At 64.7% G+C, this 25,863-nt stretch carries 19 protein-coding genes; 8 read left to right on the forward strand and 11 right to left on the reverse strand.

Annotation, left to right across the window (positions count from 1 at the left end):
• Positions 1 to 259: 259 nt before the first annotated feature.
• Positions 260 to 979: a hypothetical protein gene (locus L6637_RS16190; RefSeq protein WP_237866169.1), complete on the reverse strand. Its 720-nt coding sequence runs from the start codon at positions 977 to 979 to the stop codon at positions 260 to 262.
• Between the two features lie 277 nt (positions 980 to 1,256).
• On the opposite strand from L6637_RS16190, the gene L6637_RS16195 reads away from it, so the two are divergent.
• Positions 1,257 to 2,180, forward strand: coding sequence for an ABC transporter ATP-binding protein (locus tag L6637_RS16195; RefSeq protein ID WP_237866170.1), 924 nt, complete (start codon positions 1,257 to 1,259; stop codon positions 2,178 to 2,180).
• Positions 2,177 to 2,938, forward strand: coding sequence for an ABC transporter permease (locus L6637_RS16200; protein WP_237866171.1), 762 nt, complete (start codon positions 2,177 to 2,179; stop codon positions 2,936 to 2,938). The genes L6637_RS16195 and L6637_RS16200 overlap by 4 nt, the downstream gene beginning before the upstream one ends.
• A 29-nt stretch (positions 2,939 to 2,967) precedes the next feature.
• Here L6637_RS16200 and L6637_RS16205 read toward each other — a convergent pair whose 3' ends face one another.
• Positions 2,968 to 3,291: a hypothetical protein gene (locus L6637_RS16205; protein ID WP_237866172.1), complete on the reverse strand. Its 324-nt coding sequence runs from the start codon at positions 3,289 to 3,291 to the stop codon at positions 2,968 to 2,970.
• Positions 3,292 to 3,611: 320 nt separating this feature from the next.
• On the opposite strand from L6637_RS16205, the gene L6637_RS16210 reads away from it, so the two are divergent.
• Complete coding sequence (locus L6637_RS16210) at positions 3,612 to 4,400, forward strand: L,D-transpeptidase (RefSeq protein WP_237866173.1); 789 nt, start codon at positions 3,612 to 3,614, stop codon at positions 4,398 to 4,400.
• A 2-nt stretch (positions 4,401 to 4,402) separates the two neighbouring features.
• On the opposite strand, the gene L6637_RS16215 is transcribed toward L6637_RS16210, so the two are convergent.
• Complete coding sequence (locus tag L6637_RS16215) at positions 4,403 to 5,668, reverse strand: hypothetical protein (protein ID WP_237866174.1); 1,266 nt, start codon at positions 5,666 to 5,668, stop codon at positions 4,403 to 4,405.
• A 54-nt stretch (positions 5,669 to 5,722) separates the two neighbouring features.
• A complete protein-coding gene (locus L6637_RS16220) occupies positions 5,723 to 8,911 on the reverse strand; it encodes a CHAT domain-containing tetratricopeptide repeat protein (protein WP_237871312.1) in 3,189 nt (1,062 codons plus the stop codon).
• A 196-nt stretch (positions 8,912 to 9,107) separates the two neighbouring features.
• On the opposite strand from L6637_RS16220, the gene L6637_RS16225 reads away from it, so the two are divergent.
• Positions 9,108 to 10,046 carry a glycerophosphodiester phosphodiesterase gene (locus tag L6637_RS16225; RefSeq protein ID WP_237871314.1) on the forward strand — a complete coding sequence of 313 codons (939 nt, stop codon included), beginning with the start codon at positions 9,108 to 9,110 and terminating at the stop codon, positions 10,044 to 10,046.
• Positions 10,047 to 10,154: 108 nt separating this feature from the next.
• Here the strand turns inward: L6637_RS16225 and L6637_RS16230 are convergent, their stop codons facing one another.
• A complete protein-coding gene (locus L6637_RS16230; RefSeq protein WP_237866177.1) occupies positions 10,155 to 12,437 on the reverse strand; it encodes a fused MFS/spermidine synthase in 2,283 nt (760 codons plus the stop codon).
• Between the two features lie 216 nt (positions 12,438 to 12,653).
• Between L6637_RS16230 and L6637_RS16235 the strand changes: the two genes are divergently transcribed.
• Positions 12,654 to 14,264, forward strand: a complete 1,611-nt coding sequence (locus L6637_RS16235) for a phytoene desaturase family protein (protein WP_237871316.1) — start codon at positions 12,654 to 12,656, stop codon at positions 14,262 to 14,264.
• A 306-nt stretch (positions 14,265 to 14,570) separates the two neighbouring features.
• Here the strand turns inward: L6637_RS16235 and L6637_RS16240 are convergent, their stop codons facing one another.
• A complete protein-coding gene (locus L6637_RS16240) occupies positions 14,571 to 14,726 on the reverse strand; it encodes a Flp family type IVb pilin (protein WP_377802943.1) in 156 nt (51 codons plus the stop codon).
• 160 nt (positions 14,727 to 14,886) lie between these two features.
• On the opposite strand from L6637_RS16240, the gene L6637_RS16245 reads away from it, so the two are divergent.
• Positions 14,887 to 15,774, forward strand: a complete 888-nt coding sequence (locus L6637_RS16245; RefSeq protein ID WP_237871318.1) for a 50S ribosomal protein L11 methyltransferase — start codon at positions 14,887 to 14,889, stop codon at positions 15,772 to 15,774.
• A 159-nt stretch (positions 15,775 to 15,933) separates the two neighbouring features.
• On the opposite strand, the gene L6637_RS16250 is transcribed toward L6637_RS16245, so the two are convergent.
• On the reverse strand, positions 15,934 to 16,113 hold the full coding sequence (locus L6637_RS16250; RefSeq protein ID WP_237866181.1) for a hypothetical protein: 180 nt from the start codon (positions 16,111 to 16,113) through the stop codon (positions 15,934 to 15,936).
• Positions 16,114 to 16,298: 185 nt separating this feature from the next.
• On the opposite strand from L6637_RS16250, the gene L6637_RS16255 reads away from it, so the two are divergent.
• Both L6637_RS16255 and L6637_RS16260 read left to right on the forward strand, forming a co-directional pair.
• Positions 16,299 to 18,128 carry an aminopeptidase P family protein gene (locus L6637_RS16255; protein WP_237866182.1) on the forward strand — a complete coding sequence of 610 codons (1,830 nt, stop codon included), beginning with the start codon at positions 16,299 to 16,301 and terminating at the stop codon, positions 18,126 to 18,128.
• Positions 18,129 to 18,354: 226 nt separating this feature from the next.
• Complete coding sequence (locus L6637_RS16260; protein WP_237866183.1) at positions 18,355 to 19,635, forward strand: multidrug effflux MFS transporter; 1,281 nt, start codon at positions 18,355 to 18,357, stop codon at positions 19,633 to 19,635.
• A gap of 118 nt (positions 19,636 to 19,753) precedes the next feature.
• Here the strand turns inward: L6637_RS16260 and ligA are convergent, their stop codons facing one another.
• The 4 genes from ligA to lpxC all read right to left on the reverse strand — a co-directional run bounded on the left by ligA (position 19,754) and on the right by lpxC (position 25,790).
• Positions 19,754 to 21,901 (reverse strand): NAD-dependent DNA ligase LigA, encoded by a 2,148-nt coding sequence (ligA, locus tag L6637_RS16265; protein ID WP_237865937.1) that lies wholly within the window; start codon positions 21,899 to 21,901, stop codon positions 19,754 to 19,756.
• A 96-nt stretch (positions 21,902 to 21,997) separates the two neighbouring features.
• Entirely contained in the window at positions 21,998 to 23,671 is a 1,674-nt protein-coding gene (gene recN / locus L6637_RS16270) for a DNA repair protein RecN (protein WP_237865936.1), read from the reverse strand.
• A 24-nt stretch (positions 23,672 to 23,695) separates the two neighbouring features.
• Positions 23,696 to 24,583: an outer membrane protein assembly factor BamD gene (locus L6637_RS16275; protein WP_237865935.1), complete on the reverse strand. Its 888-nt coding sequence runs from the start codon at positions 24,581 to 24,583 to the stop codon at positions 23,696 to 23,698.
• A 244-nt stretch (positions 24,584 to 24,827) separates the two neighbouring features.
• Entirely contained in the window at positions 24,828 to 25,790 is a 963-nt protein-coding gene (gene lpxC, locus L6637_RS16280) for a UDP-3-O-acyl-N-acetylglucosamine deacetylase (protein WP_237865934.1), read from the reverse strand.
• Positions 25,791 to 25,863 lie beyond the last annotated feature (73 nt).

Below are 25,863 nucleotides of genomic sequence, written 5' to 3' on the forward strand. Positions count from 1 at the left end.
CGACGTGTTTGCGGGCGCACTTTCGGCGACCGGTCGAGCCGCCCACATACGTTCGGGCTGGACAAGCATGGGGCCGACGTCTCGTCTCTTTGCCATGGTGTGACAACACCAGATTGTGCGCCGGGTTCCTCAAAACGCCTCCGAAGAACCCACTTGTTGGCATCGCGATCGATTGGTTGATGCATGGGCAAGACAATGCCGCCGACGACACTCAAGTCGACGGCGGCACGATCAAATCAGCATCTTCAGGCGCCAGGCTTCAGTTCCTCGCCGGCGCCGTTGCCGCCGCCGAGCGTGCGGCCCGCGGTGCGGTGCCGGGTTCGGCGACCGGTCCAGCCGGACCGCGCGAGCGGGCGATCGCTGCGTCGATCTCGGCGATGACGCGGCGCTGGATCGCCTCGTTCTTGTCGATGGTGATGTGGCCGACGCCGCTGCCGCGAACGTCGACATTGTCGAGCTTGCCGCGGAGGCCAGACGCGGCGCGCACGGGTTCGCCCGGACCGTCGCCGATATAGATGTTGATGTAGCGCTCGGCGCCGGTGGAGAGCTTGGTCTTGAACACGGAGTCGAGGCCGATCGCGAGCTTCACGGGCACGCCGAGCTGGTTGAGCTTGGCGATCATGTCGGGTAGCGCGGTTGCGCCCGAGGAATGCCCGACCAGCACGATGGTCTTGAGGCGGCCGGCCTTGTAGGCGGTCGCGGCTTCATCGGCGAGCGAGGACCAGGACACGAAGTTCGCGACGGTCACCGGGATGCCCTGCGCCTCGAGCCTTGAGCCGATCGTGTCGAGCCCGAGCGAGAAGATGTTGAGCACACCGCGGAGCAGATAGACATGCGTCGTCGCGGCTGCCTGGGTCGGCGCCGCCTTGGCGGTGGTCGGGTTCATGGCAACAGCTGACAGCAGGAGCAGGCAGATCGCCCACACCCGGAGGGCGGGCAACTGGCTTGCGCCGGCGGTGTGACGGCCGTTCAGTCTCATTTGTTTTTCCCTGGGGACATACGCTTTGCGATTGGCTGGAATCGTAGCCCCGGCCCGCTCGCAGACGCAACAAAGAGCCGCGTGAACGGCGATCTTCGCCGCTGTCCGTGACCATCGCGCAACACCTGCCCGAAACCTACCACCGAAGGGCCGGTTTTGAGACCATTTTTCTCCAGGCGATTGCGACCGGGCAAGGCCGTTCCTATTTCGGGGGTCCGCCGGACGCCCCCGCCAGGGTGCAGGTTCCGGCGCATCCCCCCACCCCTAGCGGGCCCTCATGTCCTCCATCATTTCCGTCGCCAACCTGTCGAAGACCTATGGGTCTGGGTTCAAGGCACTCAAGAACGTCAATCTCGACATCAAGCGCGGCGAGATCTTCGCGCTGCTCGGCCCGAATGGTGCCGGCAAGACCACGCTGATCTCAATCATCTGCGGCATCGCCAATCCGAGCGAAGGCAGGGTTTTGGTCGGCGGCGAGGACATCCAGACCTCCTACCGCAAGGCCCGCTCGCTGATCGGCCTCGTGCCGCAGGAATTGCACACCGATGCCTTCGAGAGCGTGTGGGCGACCGTGAGCTTCTCCCGCGGCCTGTTCGGCAAGCCGAAGAACCCCGCCCATATCGAGAAGGTGCTGAAGGACCTCTCGCTCTGGGACAAGAAGGACAACAAGATCATCACGCTTTCCGGCGGCATGAAGCGCCGCGTGATGATCGCCAAGGCGCTCTCGCACGAGCCGCAGATCCTGTTTTTGGACGAGCCAACCGCCGGCGTCGACGTCGAGCTGCGCAAGGGTATGTGGGAAGTGGTGCGCGGCCTGCAGCAATCCGGCGTCACCATCATCCTCACCACGCATTACATCGAGGAAGCCGAGGAGATGGCCGACCGCATCGGCGTCATCAACAAGGGCGAGATCGTGCTGGTCGAGGACAAGACGACCCTGATGCAGAAGCTCGGCAGGAAACGGCTGACGCTGCACCTGCAGAACAAGCTCGGTGCGCTGCCGGAGAGCCTCAGCCAATACAAGCTCGACCTCTGCAACAGCGGCGCGACGCTGGTCTACGACTACGACACCAAGGGCGAGCGCACCGGCATCACCAGCCTGCTCAGCGACCTCCGCACCGCCGGTATCCGCTTCAACGATCTCGACACGACCCAATCGTCGCTCGAGGACATCTTCGTCGACCTCGTGAGGACGTCATGAACCACCGCGCCATTCGCGCCATCTACCTTTTCGAAATGGCACGCACCTGGCGCACGCTGCTGCAAAGCATCGTCTCGCCCGTCGTCTCGACCTCGCTCTATTTCGTGGTGTTCGGTGCTGCGATCGGCTCCCGCATCAGCCAGGTCGAGGGCGTGAGCTACGGCACCTTCATCGTGCCGGGCCTGATCATGCTCTCGGTGCTGACGCAAAGCATCGCCAACGCCTCGTTCGGCATTTACTTCCCGAAATTCACCGGGACGATCTACGAGATCCTGTCGGCGCCGATCTCCTACTTCGAGATCGTGCTCGGCTATGTCGGCGCCGCCGCGACCAAGTCGATCATTCTGGGCCTGATCATTCTCGCCACGGCCGGGCTGTTCGTGCCGCTGCACATCCATCATCCGGTCTGGATGCTGGCCTTCCTGGTGCTGACGGCGGTCACCTTCAGCCTGTTCGGCTTCATCATCGGCATCTGGGCGGACGGGTTCGAAAAGCTGCAGATGATCCCGATGCTGGTGGTGACGCCGCTGACCTTCCTCGGCGGCAGCTTCTATTCCATCGACATGCTGCCGTCGACCTGGCGCACGCTGGCGCTGCTCAACCCCGTCGTCTACCTGATCTCCGGCTTCCGCTGGAGCTTCTACGAGATCGCTGATGTCAGCGTCTCCGTCAGCATCGGCATGACGGTCGCGTTCCTGGCGATTTGCCTCGCCGTGATCTGGTGGATCTTCCGGACGGGTTATCGGCTGAAGAACTGATGCGGCCAGTAGCTCGGATGGAGCGGCACCTACCGATAGCAACGGAAGTGGTGATAGCCGTCATAGTAGCCGCGGCAATGGCGGCGGCCGTGGTACGGAATGCCCAGGATGCCGTCGACGGCGCCCACAGCGCCACCGACACCGGCTCCGACGACACCGCCGACCGCACCGCCCACCGGACCGGCGATCCTGTTACCTTCATAGGACCCTTCCTGGGCACCGCGCACGATACCCTGGGCGTGGCCGGTTCGCGGTAGCGGCAACAGGGCGAGCAGGACGGCAGCGACTGCGAACAGCAGGCGGACAGGCAAGCCGGCCGGCATAGCGGCGGCGATAGCACGGGCTTTGTTCATCTTGAGTCCCCGGAAGAGACGGCGGCGAAAGCCGCCGAACGGTAGGACATGATCAACGCGCGAGGCGGCCAAATGGTTGCGTCTTTGTGACGAATTGTCGGCGTTATGAACGTCTGTCCGCTCGCGAAAATGTCAGCGGCGCCAGAGCCGGCGCGGCACAAAGCGGCCTTGCTTACGCCCGGCATCGCGTTAACGATGGCAGGAAGGCTAGCTCGGCAGGCCGCTGGAACGAAAGCCGGATTGCAGGCATAGTGCATGCCGGGGGACGGTGAGCCGCGGCGCTAGCAAGAACAGGCCGGAGGCCGGAGGCCAGACGTCAGATGCGTTCCTTTTTCATTGCGTTCACTTCGCTATTGCTTTTGGGCGCGGGCACCGCGCAGGCCAAGGTCGACATTACCGTCGACAAGGACAATCAGCAGATGACGGTCGTGGTCGACGGCGTGACGCGCTACCACTGGCCGGTGTCGACAGGCATCCCCTCGCGCGAGACGCCGAACGGCTCCTTCCGCGCCTTCCGCATGGAAGAGGATCACTTCTCCAAGGAATTCGACGACGCGCCGATGCCGCACTCGATCTTCTTCACCAAGATCGGGCACGCCATCCACGGCACCGACTCGGTTGGACGATTGGGCACGCCCGCTTCGCATGGCTGCGTGCGGCTGTCGCGTCAGAACGCTTCGACGCTCTACGCACTGGTGCAGGAGCAAGGCGTGCTCAACACCACTGTGACTCTCACCGGATCTGCGCAGGTCGCGCTGGCCCGCAACCCGCACGGCCGCGCCAACAATGCGGTGGCCCGCGCCCAGCAGCCGGCCGAAGAGCAGTACACCACCTCAGGCGATCCCGTCAGCCTGACGCCGCCGATGCAGCCTGCGCGGCGCTATGACGACAACTACATCTATCCCGCCGACGGCAGCGACACCGGTGCGCGCTATCCGGCGCCGCGCCCGATCTCCCGCCCCTATGGCACGCAGGTCTACCAGCAGCTGCCGCAACCACAACCGGGCTACGGCTACGATCCGGCCTATAGCCAGCAGCAGGGCTACTACTATCAGCAACAACAGCCGCGCCAGTATTACCAGCCGCGTAACTATTACTACCAGAACTGACGCTATTGTTTGAACGCGGCCTCGCCGCGTTCAACGATTGTCCGCGCAGCATCGACGAAGGCGCGCGCGACCGGCTCGAGGATGTCAGGTCCGGTCGCGCTGAGATCGTCCGCGGGCGTGTGGAAGGTTTGATGGCGGCCGGCCATGCCGAGGAAATTGGCGTAGCCAGCCGCATGGACGTCACGAAGCTCTCCGACCGCCTGCTTCTCCGTTACCAGGCGTTTGGCCGCAACCCCAGCAAAGGCCTCGTCCGTCAGCGCAACGGCTGACTTGCTGAGCACCAGATAGCGCTCCTCCTCCGGCGTGCTGGTACGCGCGCCTTCCGCCAAGCCATAGCACGCGTTCGACGAGCCGAAGTGAATCCAGGCCAGCGTCTCCTTCGGCGCGGGCGCACCGTCCTTCAGGAACAGCTCCATGCCGCCATGGCCGATCTCGTGGCCTGCGGTGGCGATGAAGACGAAATGCGCAGGCCATTTCTCCGCAGCCGCGGTGCGCGCCAGCGCCAGGAAATTGGCAATGCCGGGACCGCGCTCGCAGACACAAGTGTACCAGCCGGTCATCGGCGTGGAGACCACGATGGTCGGCCCACGGCCCATGCCGGTCTCGGCGATGACATTGCGCCCGGACACATTGCGCTCGTAATGACCTGAAACTTCGAACGTGACAGGCGCGGCTGATGCGAGCGCACGCTCGAATGTCGCACGCGCCTTGGCGCCGACCACCATCACCGGCACCGGCCAGGGTGTGTCCTCCTGCGCGACGTTGTAGGCGAAACGATCATCGGCGGGATTGCCTATCATCAGCAGAATCGCGGCGGGCTTCTTTGCTGCGGCCTCTGCGATCGCAGCACGATGGGCCGGACCAAGATAGGCGCCACGATCGAACGGCAGCTCGAGCCAAAGAATCTTGCCGGCAACATCGCCATCGCGCACGAGCGGCGCCGACAGATGGAAGCTGGCCTTGTCCTCCGGCGGCCACCAGAACGGCGTCGCCTCGACAGACGTGCCGGCCGCTTCAGCGCTGGCTTTTTCGACGGCATACTGCCGGCCCAGCACGACGGGCTGGAACTTGATCGCGTAGCCGGCTCCGGACAACTCGCCCGCAATCCAGTCGGCCGTCGCACGATCGCCGGATGAGCCGAAGCGGTGCAGACCGAAGGACGCATAGCGCGCCACATCGGCGTAGAGACTTGCGCCAGACAACACGTCCTTGGCCGCCGCCTGTCCAACCATCAGAGCCGCCGTCGTTGCAATGAAGATGATCCGCATGTGAGTAGCTCCGGATCTTTTTTGCAGACCAGTTTCGGCTTTCTTCGGCCGTCGTCAACCACCCTCGCCGACCAGCACGAATGGCGCCCACACGGCCGGATCGGCGTTACGCGGGGACGACCGATCCGCAATCAGGGCCTTCATCGACCGCCGCAACGCCTCGGCACGGCCGATGCCGGGATGCGCGGTGAGCTCGGAGAACGCGCCCGTGGTCAGACGCACCGCCGCATCGGAATCGACCGGCCAGTGCGAAACCAAGAGCGCCCGCGCGCCGGCATAGAAGAAGGCGCGCGCGAGACCCGACAGGCCTTCCGCGCCCGGCTTGTCGCCCGCGGCGGTGTTGCAGGCCGACAGCACCGCCCAGTCGGCATCGAGCTTGAGTTTTGCGACACGGCTCGCGGTGAGCAAACCGTCGTCATCGCCGGTTGGCCGGTCCGGCAGCGTCAGCACCAGCGCGGGCTCGCTGAGGCCTTTGACCTCACCTGCGACCAGCCCATGCGTGGCGAAATCGACGACACGGTATTGGTCCAGCGGCAGCTGGTTGACGTTGGTCACGGTCGCGGCTGCGCCGAGCTTGACGTCATCCTGCGGCGAGGCTCTGAGCGCCCTCGCCACGGCCTGGAGCTCGCCTGCGGTCTCCGGCAGCGCCGGCAGGCCGGTGCGCAGGCGGTCGAGATCAACGGCAGAGCCCTCATAATAATTCTTGTAAGGCTGCACGTTGCGTCCTGCGCGCTTGTCGCCGGGCGTGCTTTGGAACACCGGATCGCCAAAGCCGATGAACGGCTTTTGGGCACGCGAGTCCCTGGCAAAACTGCGCAGCGCGCGCAGGCTCGGCACCGAGGGCAGCACCGTAATGGCGTGATCGTTGAGCAGCCACGCGGCCCGCCGGTAGCGATCTGCGGATGCACCATCGGGCTTCTTTGTCACCAGCACGTGAAACGGCAGGCTGGTCAGCGCGCCCGCAGGGACGATCAGCAGTTTCGGCTTGCCGGCGATATCGGCGCCGATCGGGCCGAACAAGGCGTTGTAGAAATCGAACGACGCATCGAGGTCGAACGCGGATCTTGCCGCCTCGGGATCGCTGAGCCCCAGCCGCAGATGCGCGACGCGGTCGCTGATCTCGCGGCTGCCGAGGGTGATCCGGCGTAGCGCGCTCGCCTCGCGCGTCACCGCGAAAGCATAGGTCGTGTCAGCGAGCACGATGAACGCCACCAGCGCCTCGTCCGGCTTCAACAAGCCTTGCGTCTGCGCAAGCGACAGCGGCTGCGGATTGGACAGGTCGGCATAGGCCGGAAAGCTGCGATCAAGCTGCGCCGCGACGTCATCGAGCGACTTCTGCGTTTGCGACATTTGCGCACGCAGGCTCGCAATCAGCTGGTCGTTGCGCTTTCCATCTCCCCGCCCAAGCTCGGACGTCACGCGCTTGTCGAGCGTCTCGAGGCTCGCCTTCAGATCCTGCTGCCGCCGCACCAGCCCCGCGATCGCATCATTGCCGGCACCGAAGCGGGCCGCCATCTGCGCCAGCGCAGCGCCCGCCTTGGTCTCATGCGCGCGCTGCGCGGCACCGAAGGCTTCGTCCCTGGCTGCGGCGTCGGGCCTGCCGCCGGAGACACGCCAGACCGCATCGATCAGCCAGGGATCAAGCTCGGTGAAACGAGTGAATTGAACGGTCCTCTGCGCATTGAGCGCGGTCTCGGCGATCCGCAACCTTGCCAGCGCATCCTGCCATTTCCCGTCACGACGATCGACGTCGGCGAGGTTGATGAGCGTTGCGATGCTGTCGTGATGGTTCGGCCCGAGCTTGTTCTGGGCGATCGTCAGCGCGCGGTCGAGCCGGCCGCGAGCCTCAATTAGGTTGCCTGTCTGCAGGTCGAGCAGCGCGACGGCGCGCAGATCCTTGATCAGTTGCGGGTGCGCTTCGCCAAGCACGCGCTCGTCGATCTCGAGGCAGCGCACCAGATATGGCCTGGCTTCGTCGGTCTTGCCGGCCTCCATCAAGGCCTGTCCGAGTGAGCCCGCCGCCAGCGCGCTCGCGCCGCTGCCTTCGCCGAATTTGCGCTCCATCACCGCCAGCGAGCGGCGGTAGAGGTCGAGCGCCTGCTCGTTGCGGCCGAGGCTGGCATAGCTGTTGGCGAGATTATTGAGGGCGCGTCCGACATCGGGGCTATCGGGGCCAAAGGCCTTTTCATCGATTGCGAGCACGCGCTCCTGCAGGCCGGCGACGGCTTCGTTCTTGCCTTGCGCCGAATAGACGTTGGCAAGGTTGTTCAGCCCGATCGCCGTGGTGGGATGGTTCGCCCCGTAGATCCGCTCATAGGCCTGCAGCGTCTGCTGATAGAGCTTCTCGGCCTCGGTGTAGCGCGCCTCATGCTCCAGCACAGTCGCGAGATTGCCCATGGTGGCGGCAACGTTCGGATGCGCATCGCCGCTGCGCGCCCGCGCGATGGCCAACGCGCGCCGCATCGTGGCTTCAGCGTCGGACAACCGGCCGGCATCGAGATAGAGGTTGCCGAGATCGTTCAGCATCTTGTCGTAGTTCGGCGCAGCTTCTGCGTTGCCGCCAAAGCTGCGGTCGAGCAGATCAAGCCCCCGCTTCAACGTCCGCTCGCCGTCGTCGAAGTGCCCCTGCAGACCGTAGACATCGCCGAGATTATCCAGGGCGGAAGCAACATCGATCGGCGGCGCGTTGGCAGCCTGCAACCCCGCGAGCACGCGTTCGAAATAACCGGCCGCTTCCTTGTAGTTCTCCCTGTCGCGCGCCAATCCGCCGAGCGCGGCCAGCGTGTCCGAGAGACGGACGTCATTGGCGCCGAACGCGGTGGTGCCGAGCGCCAGCGCCCGTTCGGCCACCGTCGTCGCCTCGGCCCGCCGGTCGAGCATACCGAGCGATCCGACCAGGAGGTTGGAGGTACGTAGCGTCGAGGCAACGTCGTTGTTGCGAAGCTTGATGGCGAGCGCGGCATTGAGCTTGTCGACGGCCTCGCCGTAGCGCCCGAGATTGTGCAGGAACATGCCCTCGTTATGCAGCACGCCTGCATAATTGACGTTGTCGGCGCCCTGGCGGCGCCTCACGAGGTTTTCCAGCTTCTGCGCGGCAGCCAGCCCCTCGGCCCAGCGCCCTCCTTGCGTCGCCGCGTTCATCTGCGCGAGGAGCGCATCGAAGTCATTGGCGCGCTGGGCGGAAGCTGGTCCGCAAGCCAGGACCGCGAGGAAGAATGCGACGAACAAGGGGGCGCGTCTCATGTGAAAATCCCGTCACGCGCATCGAATGGCAATCCTGAGAGGATAAGGGCGCCGGCGCCCCCTGTCGACCACGGGACTGGACGAATGCAGCGAAGATTTCATATGCTTTTTCTTTTCACTTGCGCTGTGAGCTCTGATGCCGTCACGTGTTGCGACAATTCTGACCGTGCTTTCGGTTCTCACCACAGGACAAGCCATGACTGGCAAGGCGATGGCGTTCGATCTCGAGGCGCATCGCGGTGGACGGGCGCTGCTGCCGGAAAACACCCTGCCAGCCTTCGCCAACGCACTCACGATGGGCGTGGACACGCTCGAGCTCGACGTCGGCGTGACCTCGGACGGCGAGGTGGTCGTGTCGCATGAGCGCGGCCTCAATCCCGATCTCGCGCGGGATGCGAACGGCGCTTATGTCGCGGCACCGGGCACGCCCTTCGTCAAGCTGCGGTTCACCGATGTCAGAACTTACGATGTCGGCCGGATCCGGCCGGACAGCGCCTACGCCAAGCAGTTTCCCGACCAGCGTGCCGTGCCGGGGACGCGCATTCCCACACTGAAGGAGCTATTCGCGCTGGTGCGCAAATCCGGCAACGAACGCGTGCGCTTCAATATCGAGACCAAGATCGATCCGGATCATCCCGATGAATCGCTGGGGCCGCAGGCCTTCGTCACGAAGCTGCTCGGCGTGATCGAGGACGAGAAATTCTTCGACCGCGTCATGATCCAGTCGTTCGACTGGCGGACGCTGCTGCTCGTTCAGCAGCAGGCCCCGAAAATTCCAACCGTGTACCTGACGCTGCAGCGCGGCTCGGCACCGACGAACGCCCTCGACAAGGCCACCAGCTGGACCGCCGGCTTCAACCCGGCCGATCACGGCGGCTCGCTGCCGCGCACCATCAAGGCCGCGGGCGGTGCGGTGTGGTCGCCCTATTTCGGTGACGTAACCGCGGCGCTCGTCACGGAGGCCCATACGCTGGGATTGCGCGTCGTGGTCTGGACCGTCAACAAGCCAGACGACATGGCCCGGATGATCGAGTTCGGCGTCGACGGCATCATCTCCGACAGGCCGGACCTGCTGAGGCAGATCGCCGGCGAGAAGGGCATCGCGCTGCCGGCTGGGACGCCGGTCCAGCCGTAAAGCGCGATGAGATTTGGCTGAATCGTCGTCGCGCTTTAGCTCTTTGTTTGAGCATGATCTTTCGGAAAACCGCTTCACACTTTTCTGGATCATGCTCTAGCAAGCGAGCTACTGCTCCCCGTACCGCAAGCGCCGGTACAGCGCGCCGAGGATGTTGGAATAGTCGTCGGTCCAGACCCGCACCTTCTCGTCGGGGTCGGTCTCCTCCCACTGCTTGGAGGACGCCAGCTTGCCGACGTCTTCGGCCTCGCGCGCGGAGATGACGACGTCGGTCGAGAAGATGTAATCGGCATCGCGGCCCGAATCCTCGTCATAGACCCAGCTCTTGAGATCGTTGGCGTCGGCGATCCCCACCACGACGGGCTCGAGATCGAGATGCCGGTTGGAGACGTGCATCACCACGGCGCCGTGCGGGGTGAGCTTGTCCTTGTAGATCTTCATCGCCTCTTCGGTTGCGAGATGAATCGGGATCGCATCCGACGAATAGGCGTCGACGATGATGAGGTCGTAGATGCCGTCGGGCTCTCTTGCGAAGGTGAGGCGCGCGTCGCCAATCACCGGCTTCAGGTTCGGCAGGCAGCTCGAGATGTAGCGAAAATTCTTCGGGTCGCGCGCAGCATCCACCATGGACTGGTCGATCTCGAAGAATTTCCAGTCCTCGCCGGGCTCGGCGGCGCAGGCAAGCGTGCCCGATCCGACACCGATAGCCGCGACCTTCAACGGCGCACCCTTGCGCTCGCGGATCGCGGTGATGGCCTGACCGATGCCACCGTCCTTGTGATAGTAGGTGATCGGCTCGGGTCGGCCGGTGACCGGCGTGCCGTCATTGTTGCGGAAGCGCTCAGCACCGTGAATCGTGGTGCCGTGCATCAGCACATGGAAATAGCCGCCTGGCGTCTCCACGATCTTGTGCACGCCGAAGAAGCTGCGAACCGTCGTGACGCGGCCTTCGTCGGCCGGATAGATCCGCGTCAAGGCCAGCGCCAGCGCGACGGTGGCAAAGATCTTCCAGCGGCCGGCATTGAGCGCGAGCGCCAGCAGCGCTGCAAGCACGCCGACGGCGCCGGCGACCCAGACGCGCTGATCCTCGAACCAGGTCGTGAGTCCGCCCGTCGTGTAGGACGGTACAATCAGCGCGACCGCGAGCACGGCCAGTGCCAGCCAGTACCATCTCACGATGCCCGCAAGACGCTCGTTCGCCGACGGCCGGCACAGCGCGGCAAGCGCGACCAGGATCGGGTATTCGGCGATCCATGAGAAGGTGAAGGGCGCGACGAGACCGGCGAACAGGCCGCCGACCATGCCGCCGAACGACAGCGCGACATAGAAGCCGGTCAGGTACTTTGCGGCCGGCCGCGTCCGCGCCAATTCGCCGTGGCAAGCCATGGCGATGATGAAGAAGCAGAGTTGATGGCCGCCGAGCGTCAGCAGCAAATTCTGCTCGCCGCCAAAGGCCAGCAGGATGACGACGCCCGCGATCGCGACAGGCTGGAGCATCAGCATCCATTTGTGCGGCAACAGCGGCCGCGACTGGAACACCACCACCCAGGTCAGGAGATACAGCGACAGCGGCAGCACCCATAGCAGTGGCGCCGCCGCGACGTCGGTGGAGATATGCGCTGTGACCGCGATGAGCAGGCCTGACGGCACCGCGGCGAGGAAGATCCAGCGCAGCCGCGTCGCAATGCCTGGCGCCGGCGCATTCGCCTCTTCGGTCCGCACATCGGCCAATGCAACCTTCGGCGAGCGAAGCAGCAGAACTCCGCAAGCGGCGATCAGCAGAATGAGAAGGCCATAGCCGCCGGTCCAGAGCCGGTTCTGCGCATGCAACGTGAACATCGGCTCCAGCAGAAAGGGATAGGACAGCAGCGCAAGGAAGCTGCCGATATTCGAGGACGCATAGAGGAAGTACGGATCGCGGCCATCAGGGTGGCCCGTGCGGACGAACCAGGCCTGGAGCAACGGGTTGTTGGCAGCGAGCGCGAAGAACGGCAAGCCGATTGACATTACGAACAGGCCGAGCAGCCAGAATGCGTAGCCCGACGCCGGCGGCTCGCCATAGGCGCTGGCGATGCCAAGCGGGAGCGTGACGAAAGCCGCGATCAGCAGCACCAGATGCACCACGATCGGGACCATGCGGCTTTTGACCTGCATCAGCAGATGCGCGTAGGCATAACCCGCCAGCAGCAACGACTGGAAAAACACCATCGCCACGGACCACACCGCCGGCGAGCCGCCGAGCCGCGGCAGCACCATTTTCGTGAACAGCGGCTGCACCGAAAACAGCAGGAGCGCGCTGACGAAGATCGCGGCGGTATAGACCGTCAGCAGCAGCCGGTTGCGCGAGGCGGACGGCTGCTCCGTGGCGGCGGGTTGCACGATCGAATCCATGGGAGCTCCGGCTTTCCCCCGGCGGGCGCCGGGCGCGCGCAATGGAGCACACCGCGCCTGAACGGGCAATAAAGGGTGTCGTGATGTTGCAGCGAGGAATGCTTGATATAGAGATGTCATTCCGGGGCGCCTCGAAGAGGCGAACCCGGAATCTCGAGATTCCGGGCCAGGTCCTTCGGACCATCCCGGAATGACAGCGGAACACCAGAACTCCTCATGACCGAAACCGACGTCGTCATCATCGGCGCTGGCCATAATGGCCTCACCTGCGCGGCCTATCTCGCGATGGCGGGCTTGCGCGTGCATGTTGTCGAGCGCCGCAAGGTGGTCGGCGGGGCCGCGGTCACGGAGGAGTTTCATCCAGGCTTTCGCAACTCGGTCGCGGCCTACACGGTGAGCCTGCTCAATCCGCAGGTGATCCGCGACCTCGGACTTACAGAGCAAGGCCTGTGCGTGGTCGAGCGGCGTGCGCAGAACTTTCTGCCGGCGCCCGGTGGCGCCTATCTCCTCACTGGCGAGGGCCGGACGAGAGCGTCGGTCGCGCGGCTCAGCGCGCGCGATGCCGATGCGCTCGACGGCTTTTCGCGCGAGCTCGAGGACATTGCCGACGTGCTGCGACAGTTCGTGCTGCGCGCGCCGCCGAACCTGCTCGACAGTTTTGGCATTGGCGCGATCCGCGAGGCCGCGAATGCGCTCGCGACGGCAAACATCCTGCGCGGCCTGACGCTTGAGCAGAGCCGCAGCCTGCTCGATCTCTTCACCCGCTCTGCCGGCGAGATGCTGGACGAACGGTTCGAGCACGATCTGGTCAAGGCGCTGTTCGGCTTCGATGCCATTGTTGGCAATTATGCCAGCCCTTACGCCGCCGGCTCGGCCTATGTGATGCTGCATCACGCCTTCGGCGAGGTGAACGGCAAGAAGGGCGTGTGGGGCCACGCCATTGGCGGCATGGGTGCGATCACGCAGGCGATGGCGCGCGCGGCACGCGGGCGCGGCGTCACGATCGACCTTGATGCCGGCGTGCGCGAGGTGATCGTCGAGCGCGACCGCGCCGTCGGCGTGGTGCTGGAGAACGGCAAAACCATTCGCGCGAAATATGTCGCGGCCAACGTCAATCCAAAGCTGCTCTATACGCGGCTCATCTCCACCGACGCCCTGCCCGCAGATTTTCTCGCCCGCATCCGCCACTGGAAGAACGGCTCCGGCACCTTCCGCATGAACGTGGCGCTGGACCGCCTGCCCTCCTTCACGGCATTGCCCGGCAGCGGCGACCACCTCACCTCCGGCATCATTCTGGCCCCTGATCTCGGCTACATGGACCGCGCCTATCTCGATGCGCGGGTGCAGGGCTGGAGCAAACAGCCGATCGTCGAGATGCTGATCCCCTCGACGCTCGACGACACGCTCGCGCCTGCGGGGCAACATGTCGCGAGCCTGTTCTGCCAGCACGTCGCGCCGGAGTTGCCCGACGGCAAGTCCTGGGACGACCATCGCGAGGAGGTCGCCGATCTCATGGTCGCGACGGTGGACAGTTACGCGCCGGGCTTTGCCGCAAGCGTGCTCGGCCGCCAGATACTCTCCCCGCTCGATCTGGAACGGCAATTCGGCCTGTTAGGGGGCGATATCTTTCATGGCGCGCTGACGCTCAACCAGCTGTTCTCGGCGCGTCCGATGCTGGGTCATGCCGATTATCGCGGACCGCTGAAGGGCCTCTATCATTGTGGCTCGGGCGCTCATCCCGGCGGCGGCGTCACCGGCGCCCCCGGCCACAATGCGGCACAGACGATCTTGCGAGATCACCGCAGCCTGTTCGCAAGCCGTGGATAGGCCTGTGGATGGGCTGTGGACGGGCCTGTTGGCAGCTCTGTTGGCAAAGCTGTGATGAAGCGGTGGGATCCTCCCGCTACCGCCGGGTGCAACCAGGTATCAAGCTGTGGAGAAGGGACTGGATCGACGGCGGACAAGCCGGTGGAAGGCTGCACAATTGCGAGTGGATAAGCTGTGGGCACAGGCGATGTCAGCCTCGCTTGCCCAAAAACGACATCGCCCACCGGGGGGCAACTCCCCGGCGGGCGGTCGTCGAAAAAGCCGTCTATGAAGAAAATTGCCCCGCCGGGAAATGGGAGGCAGAAATCACTTCAAGGAGGTGCTAATCGAACCGAACTTGTCGTTCATCGTGGTGCCCAGGCTGTTCACCACAGTGATGATCGCCAGCGCGATACCGGCCGCGATCAGGCCGTATTCGATCGCAGTCGCGCCGGATTCATCGGACCAGAACTTCGAAATCATATGCTTCAAGACTCGCCTCCATTTCCATTCCGAGCGGTGTTGGTTGGAACATCAGGAAATCTACGGAGGACAACCTACGGTCCAGTTAACCTGGGAACCGCAAGTTATGCGGAAAATTGGGAACAAAAGTTCCCCAAATTGAATTCAACGGAACCCTTGCATGCAGCCCCTGCCCACCCATCGCGCCAGCTTTTCGATCGGCAACGAGGCGGCTGCCAAGCGTGTCGTCGATGTGCTCACGGAGGTATTTTTCGACGGCGATGCCGCGGTCGCCGCTTTCGAGCGGCCGGACGGACAATGGGACGTCACGCTGCATTTCGCCGAGGCGCCGGATCAGGAATTGCTGCGCGAACTCGTTGCAACTTCAGCAGGAAATGACATCGCCGCCACGCTTGCCTTCGACACGGTCGAGGCCAAGGACTGGGTCAAGGCGAGCCTGGCGGACCTCGTGCCGGTGCCGGCCGGACGCTTCGTCGTCCATGGCAGTCACGACCGCGACCATGTGGCGCCAAACAAGCTCGCCATCGAGATCGAGGCTGCGCTCGCCTTCGGCACCGGACACCATGGGACCACGCGCGGCTGTTTACTTCTGCTTGACCATGTCCTGAAACATGCGCGGCCGAAGCGCGTGCTCGACCTCGGCACCGGGACCGGCGTGCTGGGGATCGCGGTTGCCAAGGCGCTGCATCAGGCGGTGCTGGCCTCGGACATCGACCCGCCCTCGGTACGGGTTGCAGCCGAGAACGCGGCCCTGAACGAAACAGGTCAATATTTGCGGGTGATCCGCGCCACAGGCTTTGCCGCGCCGGACTTTGCCAAAAGCGGTCCGTTCGACCTGGTGCTGGCCAACATCCTGGCCAATCCGCTGCGGCAATTGGCGGGCCCGATGGCCCGGTATCTTGCGCCCGGCGCTCGCGTCATCCTCTCCGGCCTGCTGACTCACCAGGCCCCCGCCGTGATCGCCGCCTATCGCGCCCGCGGCCTGGTGCCGATGCGGCATCTGCGGATCGAGGGATGGAGCAGCCTGTTGCTAAGGAAGGTGGGGTGAGCGAGGTGCGCTCCCTCGCCCCGCTTGCGGGAAGAGGGTTGGGGTGAGGGGGAGTCTCCACGGGGACGGTGAGAGTTGAACTCGCGGAGAGTCCCCCTCACCCGATCGCTTCGCGATCGACCTCTCCTCGCAAGCGGGGCGAGGTGGAAAAAGAGCGCCCTACTCCGCCGGCTTCTCGTCCTGGCTCGTCGCGCGCTCGCCCTGCAGCGCCCGCCTTGCCCGACGTTCGGCGAAACGGTCCATCACCTGGCTGATGAGGCCGCGCGGCTTCTTCGGTGTCGTTGCAGCCGGCGCGCGGCGCACCGGCGGCGAAATCTTCTCAAAGGTGAACGCTGGCATCGTGTGTCCCCTCGCCGTTGAGATGAACCACTTGCTCGAACTTCCCTGTTATCCGGACGAAGCGCAACAGCCGCATCCATTACTCCACTCAATTCGAATGGGATATTTTCAAGCACAGTCCATGCCAGATGAGGGGGCAATTGCGTCTACATTGCGGACTGATCCCCATGATCCTAAACTGAGCCATGTTCGAAGCACACTTCCAGACATTCGAGGAGCCCGAGGCCGGCGTCGCATTGACGGCGCGCCTCGCTGCGCTTCGCGAAGAACTCGCCCGCCGCAAGCTGACCGGCTTCGTCGTTCCGCGCGCCGATCAGCAGCAGAATGAGTATGTGGCGCCCTCCGAAGAGCGGCTCGCCTGGCTGACCGGCTTCACCGGTTCAGCGGGGCTTGCCGTGGTGCTGGCCCAGGAAGCCGCCTTGTTCGTCGACGGCCGCTACACGATCCAGGCGGCCAAGCAGGTCGACGCCAAGGCATGGGCGGTGGAATCGCTGATCGATCCCCCACCGGAGAGCTGGGTCTCGGCGCATCTCAAATCGGGCGATCGCCTAGGATTTGATCCGTGGCTGCACACTTTTGCGGCAGCCGAGCGCCTTTCCGCCGCTTGCACCAAGGTCGGTGCCGAGCTGGTCGCGGTCGACAGCAATCCCATCGACGCGGTCTGGCAGGACCGGCCGCAGCCGCCGATCGCACCGGTCGCGATCCACGGCCTGCAATATGCCGGCGTTGCCGAGGCCGAGAAGGTGGCGCAGATCAAGAACCAGATCGAGAAGCTGGGCGCCGATGCGCTGGTGCTGTCGGACAGCCACGCGGTCGCCTGGACCTTCAATATCCGCGGCGCCGACGTCGCGCATACGCCGCTGCCGCTGTCCTACGCGCTGGTGCCGAAGGTCGGCCGTCCCACCGTGTTCATCGACAACCGCAAGCTCTCCAATTTGACGCGTGACCATCTCGAGCAATCGGCCGACGTGCGCGAGCCCGATGCGCTGGCGCCGACGCTGATGGCGCTGGCCAAGAGCGGCGCTGCGATCGCACTCGACGGCGCCACCGCGGCCGACGCGCTGAGCCGCTTGATCGCTGATGGCGGCGGCAAGCCGCTGCGCGGCAGCGATCCGATCGCGCTGCTGAAGGCCGTCAAGAACGCGACCGAGATCAAGGGGACGCAGACGGCGCACCGCCGTGACGCCATCGCACTTGCGCGCTTCCTCGCCTTCATCGATCGCGAGGCGGGAAGCGGCAAGCTCACCGAGATCGACGCGGTGGAGGCGCTGGAGACGTTCCGCCGCGACACCGGCGCGTTGAGGGACGTGTCGTTCCCGACCATCTCAGGCACCGGCCCGAATGGCGCTATCGTACATTACCGCGTCACCCGCAAGAGCAACCGGCGGATCGTGCCCGGCGATCTCCTGCTGATCGATTCCGGCGCACAATATGAAGACGGCACCACCGACGTCACCCGCACCATGGCGATCGGCGAGCCGACGGACGAGATGCGCGACCGCTTCACGCGCGTGCTGCGCGGCCATATCGCGATCGCGCGCGCGGTGTTCCCCGACGGCACCACGGGCGCGCAGCTCGACACGCTGGCGCGGCAATATCTCTGGGCCGCCGGAATCGATTTCGAGCACGGCACCGGCCACGGCGTCGGCAGTTATCTCAGCGTGCACGAAGGCCCGGCGCGGATCTCGAAGCTCGGCACCACGCCGCTGAAGCGCGGCATGATCCTCTCCAACGAGCCCGGCTACTACAAGACCGATGGCTTCGGCATCCGCATCGAGAACCTCGAGCTGGTGGTCGCGGCCGACATCAAGGACGCCGAGAAAGCGATGAACGCGTTCGAGACGCTGACGCTCGCGCCGATCGACCGCCGGCTGATCGATGCCGCGATGCTCAGCCGCGACGAGCTCGCCTGGCTCAATGCCTACCACGCGCGCGTTCGCACTGAAGTGGGGCCGGCGCTGGACGAGGCGACAAAGGCCTGGCTCGATCAGGCTACGGCGGAGCTGAAGGCTTAAGCGGCTTCCGCATGGCGCTACGCGGTTTGCGCAAGGCTCCGCCGCCTTTTGCCCGCGATTGCGACTGTCTCGGCGCGTTCCTCGCTGCGCATCTCCGTAAAGCGACGGCTTCCCACGCACCGTTATTATAACGGTCCCGGAATCGGTATAGCCGCATTCCGAAACGCCGATATCCGTCCTGTGCGACCACGCTACAGTCCGATTCGACTTCGAAAGACGGACACGCATGCACGGCATGATCAGCAGGACGCCGGAGACGGCGAACAAGAACATCGCGACCTCGCGCGTGGTGTTGCTGTTGCTGGTCGTCATGACCGGGATCGCGCCGATCTCGCTCTACATCCTGGTTCCGGCACTGCCCGTGCTGGCGACCACGTTCGGCCGCGACATCTCGATCGCGCAGATGACGGTGTCGCTGTACATGGTCGGCATCGCGCTGTCGCAGCTCACCATGGGGCCGCTGTCGGACAAGTTCGGCCGTCGTCCGGTGCTGCTTGGCGGCCTTGCGCTGATGGTCGCGGCGAGCGTCGCCTGCATCTTCGCCGAGACCTTGCCGCAGCTGATCGCGGCGCGCTTCTTCCAAGCCCTCGGCGGCGCCTCGGGCATGGTGATCAGCCGCGCCATCATCCGCGACATCTATGAGCGCGAGCGCGTCGCCTCCATGATCAGCCTCGTGGTCGCAGCCTTGATGATCGGCCAGATGGTCTCGCCGCTGACCGGCGGCCTGATCGAGACCGCGTTCGGCTGGCGCGCGATCTTCTACGCCGTCACGTTCGGCGCGGTCGCCGTTGCCGTCGGCATCGCAATCGCGCTGCCGGAGACGCGGCGCGATCGCGCGGTCGGCAGCGGTGGCTTTCGCAGCGACGTCGGCAGCCTGATCAAGAGCCGCGCCTTCATCGGCTATGTGATGTGCCAGGTGCTGGCGTCGCAAATCATCTTCACCTTCGCAGGCGGCGGTCCCTACATCGTGGTGACGCAGATGGGCCGGACCAGCGCCGAATATGGCGCGTGGTTCGCGACGACCGGCTTTGCGTATCTCGTCGGCAATCTGCTCTGCGTGCGCTTTGCACCGCGGCACTCGCTGGAGAAGCTGATCTGGTTTGGCCTGGCGCTGCAACTCTGCGGCAGCCTGCTGAACCTGCTCTGGAGCTTCATCGGCTGGAACGAGGCTCCAAGCTGGCTGTTCGGCACGCAGATGATCGTGATGGTCGGCAACGCCTTCGTGATGGCCAATTCCGCCGCCGGCGCCATCAGCATCCGCCCCGAGGCCGCCGGCACTGCGTCGGGCGCCATGGGCTTCCTCCAGCAAGGCATCGGCGCGCTGATGTCGCAATCCGGCGCCTATCTCGGCGGCCATTCCGCAACGACGCTGCCGCTGACCTCGGCCGTCCTTGCAATCTCGCTGCTCTGCGCCTGCATGATGGCCTTCGTCGTGCCGCGCCGCGAGATCGTGGTGAGCGAGGAAATGATCGAACAGGCAGAGGAGGAAGAGACGGGGATGATGTGAGGCGCGGCGCGTCCTATCCCCGTCATTGCGAGCGCAGCGAAGCAATCCAGACTGTCACTGTGGAAAGATTCTGGATTGCTTCGTCGCAAGAGCTCTTCGCAATGACGAGGAGAGACCTTCAGTCCCCGATCAGCGTCAGCCACTCATCCTCGGTCAGCACCTTGACGCCGTGCTTGTTGGCGTCCGCGAGCTTCGAGCCTGCGCCGGGGCCGGCGACGACGAGGTCCGTCTTCTTGGACACCGAGCCGGAGACCTTCGCGCCAAGCCGCTCCGCGGTGGCCTTGGCCTCATCCCGCGTCATCTTCTCAAGCGAGCCCGTGAACACGACGGTCTTGCCAGCGACCGCCGAGTTGCTCTTCGGCTTTTCGGCGTCGACGATCTCGACCTCCTTGGTCAGCCGCTCGACGATGCCGCGATTATGGTTCTCGCCGAAATAATCGGCGATGCTCTTGATCACGGTGTCGCCGATCTGGTCGAGCGCGTCCATCTCCGCCATCGCCTCCTCGTCGCCCTTGGCGACCTTGAGGCAGGCGTCGTGGAAGGCATCCCAGGAGCCGTAGCCACGCGCCAGCGCGAGCGCGGTGGTTTCGCCGACATGGCGCATGCCGAGCGCATAAACGAAGCGCTCCAGCGCGATTCTGCGCCGGCTCTCGATGGCGCCGAACAGGTTGCGCACCGAGGTCGCGCCGTAGCCCTCGATCTCCTCGAGCTTCAGCTTCGCATTGCGCTTCTCCAGCGTGAAGATGTCAGCGGGCTCCTTGACCCATCCCTCGTCGAAGAAATACTGAAGCTGCTTCTCCCCCAAACCGTCGATGTCGAAGGCGCGTCGCGACACGAACAGTTTCAAGTGCTCGATCTTCTGATAGGGGCAGGCGAACTCGCCACTGCAGCGGGCGCGAGACTCTTCTTCGCCGGCAGCCGTTTCTCCGCGCACGACGTCGGTGTGCAGCGGACACGGGCACTTCTTCGGGAAAGAGAATTCCTTGGCGCTCTTCGGCCGCTTGTCGAGCACGACATCGACGATCTGCGGAATCACGTCGCCGGCGCGCTGAATCACGACGGTATCGCCGATCCTGATGTCGCGCCCCTCGCGCAGCACCTCGCCCTTGTTGCCGATACCCTTGATGTAGTCCTCGTTGTGCAACGTGACGTTCTGCACGATCACCCCGCCGACGCCGACCGGCTCGAGCTTGCCGACCGGCGTGAACGAGCCGGTGCGGCCGACCTGGATCTCGATGTCGCGCAGCACCGTCATGGCGCGCTCCGCCGGGAATTTATGCGCGATGCCCCAGCGCGGCGTGCGCGAGACAAAGCCGAGCCGCTCCTGCCAGTCGATGCGATCGACCTTGTAGACGACGCCGTCGATGTCGTAGTCGAGCTCGGCGCGCCCTTCCTCGATGCTCTGGTGGAACGCGATCAGCTCCTCAACGGAGTGACACAGCTTGGTCAGTGGATTGGTCTTGAAGCCGCAGCGCTCGAACCAGTGGATCATGCCGGTCTGCGTCCCCTCCGGCATCGCGCTCATCTCGCCCCAGGCATAGGCGAAGAATCCGAGTGGCCGCGAGGCGGTGATGCCGGGGTCCTTCTGCCGCAAGGAGCCCGCGGCCGAATTACGCGGATTGGCGAAGATGGTGTCTCCCGCGGCCTTCTGCCGCTCATTGAGCGCGAGGAAGGCCTTCTTGGTCATGTAGACCTCGCCACGCACCTCGCAGATGTCAGGGACGTTGCGGCCCTTCAGCTTCTGCGGCACGTCTTCGAGCGTGCGGATGTTGGCGGTGACGTCCTCGCCCTCTGCGCCGTCGCCACGCGTCGCAGCGGTGACGAGCTCGCCGCCCTCGTAGCGCAGCGACATCGACAGGCCGTCGATCTTCGGTTCGGCAGAGAAATTGATCTTGTCGTCATCGAGCTTCAGGAAGCGCACGATACGGCCGACGAAGTCGCGCACGTCCTCGTCAGCGAAGGCATTGTCGAGCGACAGCATCGGAACGGAGTGCCGCACCTTCTTGAAACGTCCCGATGGCGCAGCGCCGATCCTCTGGGAGGGCGAGTCCGCGCTGACGAATTCCGGAAAGCGTTTTTCGATCGCGTTGAAGCGCTGACGTAACGCATCGTACTCCGCGTCGGTCACGGTCGGCGCGTCGTCCTGATAATAGCGCTTGTCGTGCTGTTCGAGTTCGAGCGTCAGGCGCATGTGCTCGACCTTGGCCTGCGCCTTGGTGAGATCGGCGACGTCGCGAAGCGGTTTTGTTTTTGCTGCTCTGGCCATGGTGCTTGGATACGACGGAGCGGGCGGGACGGTAAAGGCGGGTTAGTCTCTTTGTTCCCCGGATGCAGCGCAACGCGCCGCGTCCGGGATACACAACTAAGCCGTCGCCGCCTTGAGCAGCCGGTCCGCGGCCGCCCGCGCCTCGGCCGTGATCTCGGCGCCGGCGAGCATGCGGGCGATTTCCTCGCGGCGGTGGTCGGCGGCGAGCGCGTTGACGCGGGTGGCGACGCGCTTGCCCTTGTCCAGCGCATCCTTGGAGATGAGCAGATGCTGGTCGGCGCGGGCGGCGACCTGGGGAGCGTGGGTCACGGCCATCACCTGCACCTTGCCGGCGAGCCGTGCCAGCCGCGCGCCGATCGCATCCGCGACCGCGCCGCCCACGCCGGTGTCGATTTCATCGAACACGAGGGTCGGCGCCGAGCCGCGGTCGGACAGCACGACCTTGAGCGCCAGAAGGAAGCGCGAGAGCTCGCCGCCGGAGGCGACCTTCATCATCGGACCCGGCTTGGTGCCTGGATTGGTCTGCACCCAGAACTCGACGCGATCGAAGCCTTGCGGCCCCGGCGTCGCTTCGTCTGATGTGACCTGGGTGATGAATTTCGCGCGTTCGAGCTTGAGCGGCGCGAGCTCGGCGTTGACCGCCTTGTTGAGCTTCTCGGCCGATTTCTGCCGGGCCGCGGAGAGCTTTTTCGCTGCCGCCGCAAAGCGTGCGTCAGCCTCGATCGCGGCCTGCTCCAGCTTCTTCAGGCGCGAGGCGCCGGCATCGATCAGCACGACGTCGGCGGCATATTTGGCGGCGAGCGCGGCGAGGCCATCGACCGGCGTCGAATATTTGCGCGAGGCGGCACGCAGAGCGAACAACCGCTCTTCGATGCGTTCGAGCTCGGCCGGGTCGAAATCGGTTGCGGCGAGCGCGGCCAGGAGATGCTGGTCGGCCTCCTCCAACGCATTGATCGCGACGTCGATCGCCTTCACCGCGGGCTCGACCAGCGCCGGCGAATTGACGCCGCGGCGCTCGAGCCGGCGCACGGCGGCCGACAGCGCCGCAACCGGCGAGTTGTGGCCACCGACCACCTCCTGCGCCTCGCGCAGATCGGAGGCGATCTTCTCGCCCTGCATCATGGTGGTGCGGCGATGGGCGAGCGAGGTCTCCTCGCCGTCCGTCGGCGCGAGCTGCTTCAGTTCGCCCGAGGCATGGCGCAGATAGTCGGCCTCGCGCGCGGCACGCTCCATGCTGGCGCGATGCTCTTCCAGTTCGGTGTTGGCGGTGCGGCGCGCGTCCCAGAGCGTTTCGACGCCAGCGACGTCCTTTTCGAGGCCGGCAAAGGCATCGAGCAGGAGGCGATGGGTGGCGGCATCGACCAGCGCGCGCTCGTCATGCTGGCCATGGATCTCGACCAGCGCGGCGCCGACCGCCCTCAGCGTCTGCACGCTGATCGCCTGGTCGTTGATGAAGGCGCGGGTGCGACCATCCGCGAGCTGCACGCGGCGCAGAATCATCTCGCCGGTATCGTCGAGCCCGTTCTCGGCCAGGATCTTCGTTGCGGGGTGATTCTTCGGGATATCGAAGATGGCAGTCACCTGCCCCTGCTCCGCGCCATGGCGCACGAGGCCCGCGTCACCGCGGCCGCCGAGGGCCAACGCAAAGGCATCGAGCAGGATGGATTTGCCTGCACCGGTCTCGCCGGTCAAAACCGCAAGTCCGGTGGCGAATTCGATATCGAGCCGTTCGATCAGGACGATGTCACGGATCGACAGACGCGCCAGCATGGAACCAGATTTCCTAGCCGAGACTTAGAGGCCTATCTTCTTGAAGGTCTGGCTGATCCAGGACCCCTGATTCTCGCTCGGCTCGAGACCGCCGGATTTTACAAGATTATAGGCGTCCTTGTACCAGCGACTGTCAGGAAAATTGTGGCCGAGCACGGCGGCGGCAGTCTGGGCCTCGCCGACGATACCGATCGACATATAGGCCTCGGTGAGGCGGTAGAGCGCCTCCTCGACGTGACGCGTGGTCTGGTACTGCGTCACTACGGCCTTGTAGCGGTTGATCGCGGCCGTGTAGTCGCGCTTCTGCATATAGTAGCGACCGACCGACATTTCCTTGCCGGCGAGCTGGTCGCGTGCCCCCTCGATCTTGGCCTTGGCGGAGGTCGCATATTCGGAGTTCGGATATTTGCGCACCACCTCTTCCAGCGAGGCGATCGCCTTTTCGGTGCGGCCCTGGTCACGGTTGATGTCCGGGATCTGGTCGTAATGCGAGGCGGCGATCAGATATTGCGCGTAAGCGGCGTCCGGGCTGCCGGGATGCAGGGTGACGTAGCGGGTCGCAGCGCCGATGCAGCTGTCATAGTCGCCGCCCTGGTAGGATGCGTAGGCCGACATCAGCAGCGATTTGCGCGCCCAGTCGGAATAAGGATGCTGGCGGTCGACCTCCTCGAACTTCTTGTTCGCCGCCTTCATGTCCTTCTTTTCGTTCATGAGGTACAAGCCCTCATTGTAGATCTTGTCGGCAGGCTCCTCGACGAAGGTGTCGTCCTTGTTCATGAACTTGTCCCAGAGCGCGCCGGTGCCGCAACCGGCCAGCGGCAATGCGAGCAGGACGAGTGTCGCGACCTGAAGCAGCCCACGGGCTCGCGGTGAGACCAAGAGATATCCGCGCGTCATACGCTGTGCCGACATGAATTTAAGACCTGACGCCCTGTGATGCGGTGCCCGCCAGCCCATGATCCCCGTCATGGGCGCGAAATGTGTCCGTGGTGCCTGCCATGCGACCACGTCGGTGTAACCGGAAAACGATCGTTAACCCATCGGATAGGCAGGCATTCCGCCCGGATTAAGGCGAAAGCGCCGCAATCCTAGCCGATCATGGTTACCAGGAGTTTCCCGGAGAAATCCCCGCTTAGCCGTCTGCCGCAACTGCCCTTCAGGACACGTCCGGACCGTAGGCCGCGGCGATCCGGCCGCCAACAATACCGCTGCCGACCTCGACCACGGGACGAGTGGTGCGGCGGGCTGCCTCACCCTCGACCACCCGCCAGGCGGTACGGTCGGCGAGCAATGCAGTCAGGACGGCGTGGTTGAGCTTGTGGCCGCCACGCACAGAGCGATAGGCGCCGAGCAGCGGCAGGCCGGCCAGCGCAAGATCGCCGATCACGTCCAGCACCTTGTGGCGGGCGCATTCGTCGGCGTAGCGCAGGCCCTCGGTGTTGAGCAGCCGCTCCTCGTCGAACACGACGGTATTTTCGAAGGAGGCACCGAGCGCGTAGCCCGCGCTCCAGAGCCTGGCGACATCGCCCATCAGACCGAAGGTCCGGGCGCGGCCGACCTCGCGGCGGAAGCGCTCGGGGCTCACGTCGAAGCCATAGCTCTGCTGGCCGATGACGGGATTGGTGAAGTCGATTTCGACCTCGGCACGGAAGCCGTTGGCGTAGGGCCTGAGCTCGCCGAAGGAGTCGCCCATCTTGACCGAAACAGGCTTCAAAACCTGAATGAACCGGCGCTGCGCCGGCTGGGTCACGACGCCAGCCTGATCGATCGCTGCGATGAAAGCCGCGGCGCTGCCGTCCATGATCGGCACTTCGGGACCATCGACTTCGATGATGGCGTTGTCGACACCCATACCTCGCAGCGCAGCAAGCACATGCTCGGCAGTGGAGATGAGCGGACCATTGCGATCACCGAGGACAGTCGCGAGATCGGTTGCCACCACCTGCTCGGCGGTCGCCTGGATCTCGCGGTCACTTCCCTCAAGCCCGGTGCGGACAAAAATAAAACCCGCATCGACAGGTGCAGGTCCAAGCGTAAGGGTGACGGGAAGACCGGAATGAACGCCGACGCCGGCCACGGTGGCTTGCGCACGAAGCGTTGTTTGCCGGCTAAATTTCATCAGGAACCCGCCCCACTACGACCCACTGCGACTTATACTCAACTCGACTGATCGATTGAGATCGACCGTTCGA

It is taken from the genome of Bradyrhizobium zhengyangense, from assembly GCF_022012435.1.
In the GTDB taxonomy this organism is placed as follows: domain Bacteria; phylum Pseudomonadota; class Alphaproteobacteria; order Rhizobiales; family Xanthobacteraceae; genus Bradyrhizobium; species Bradyrhizobium zhengyangense.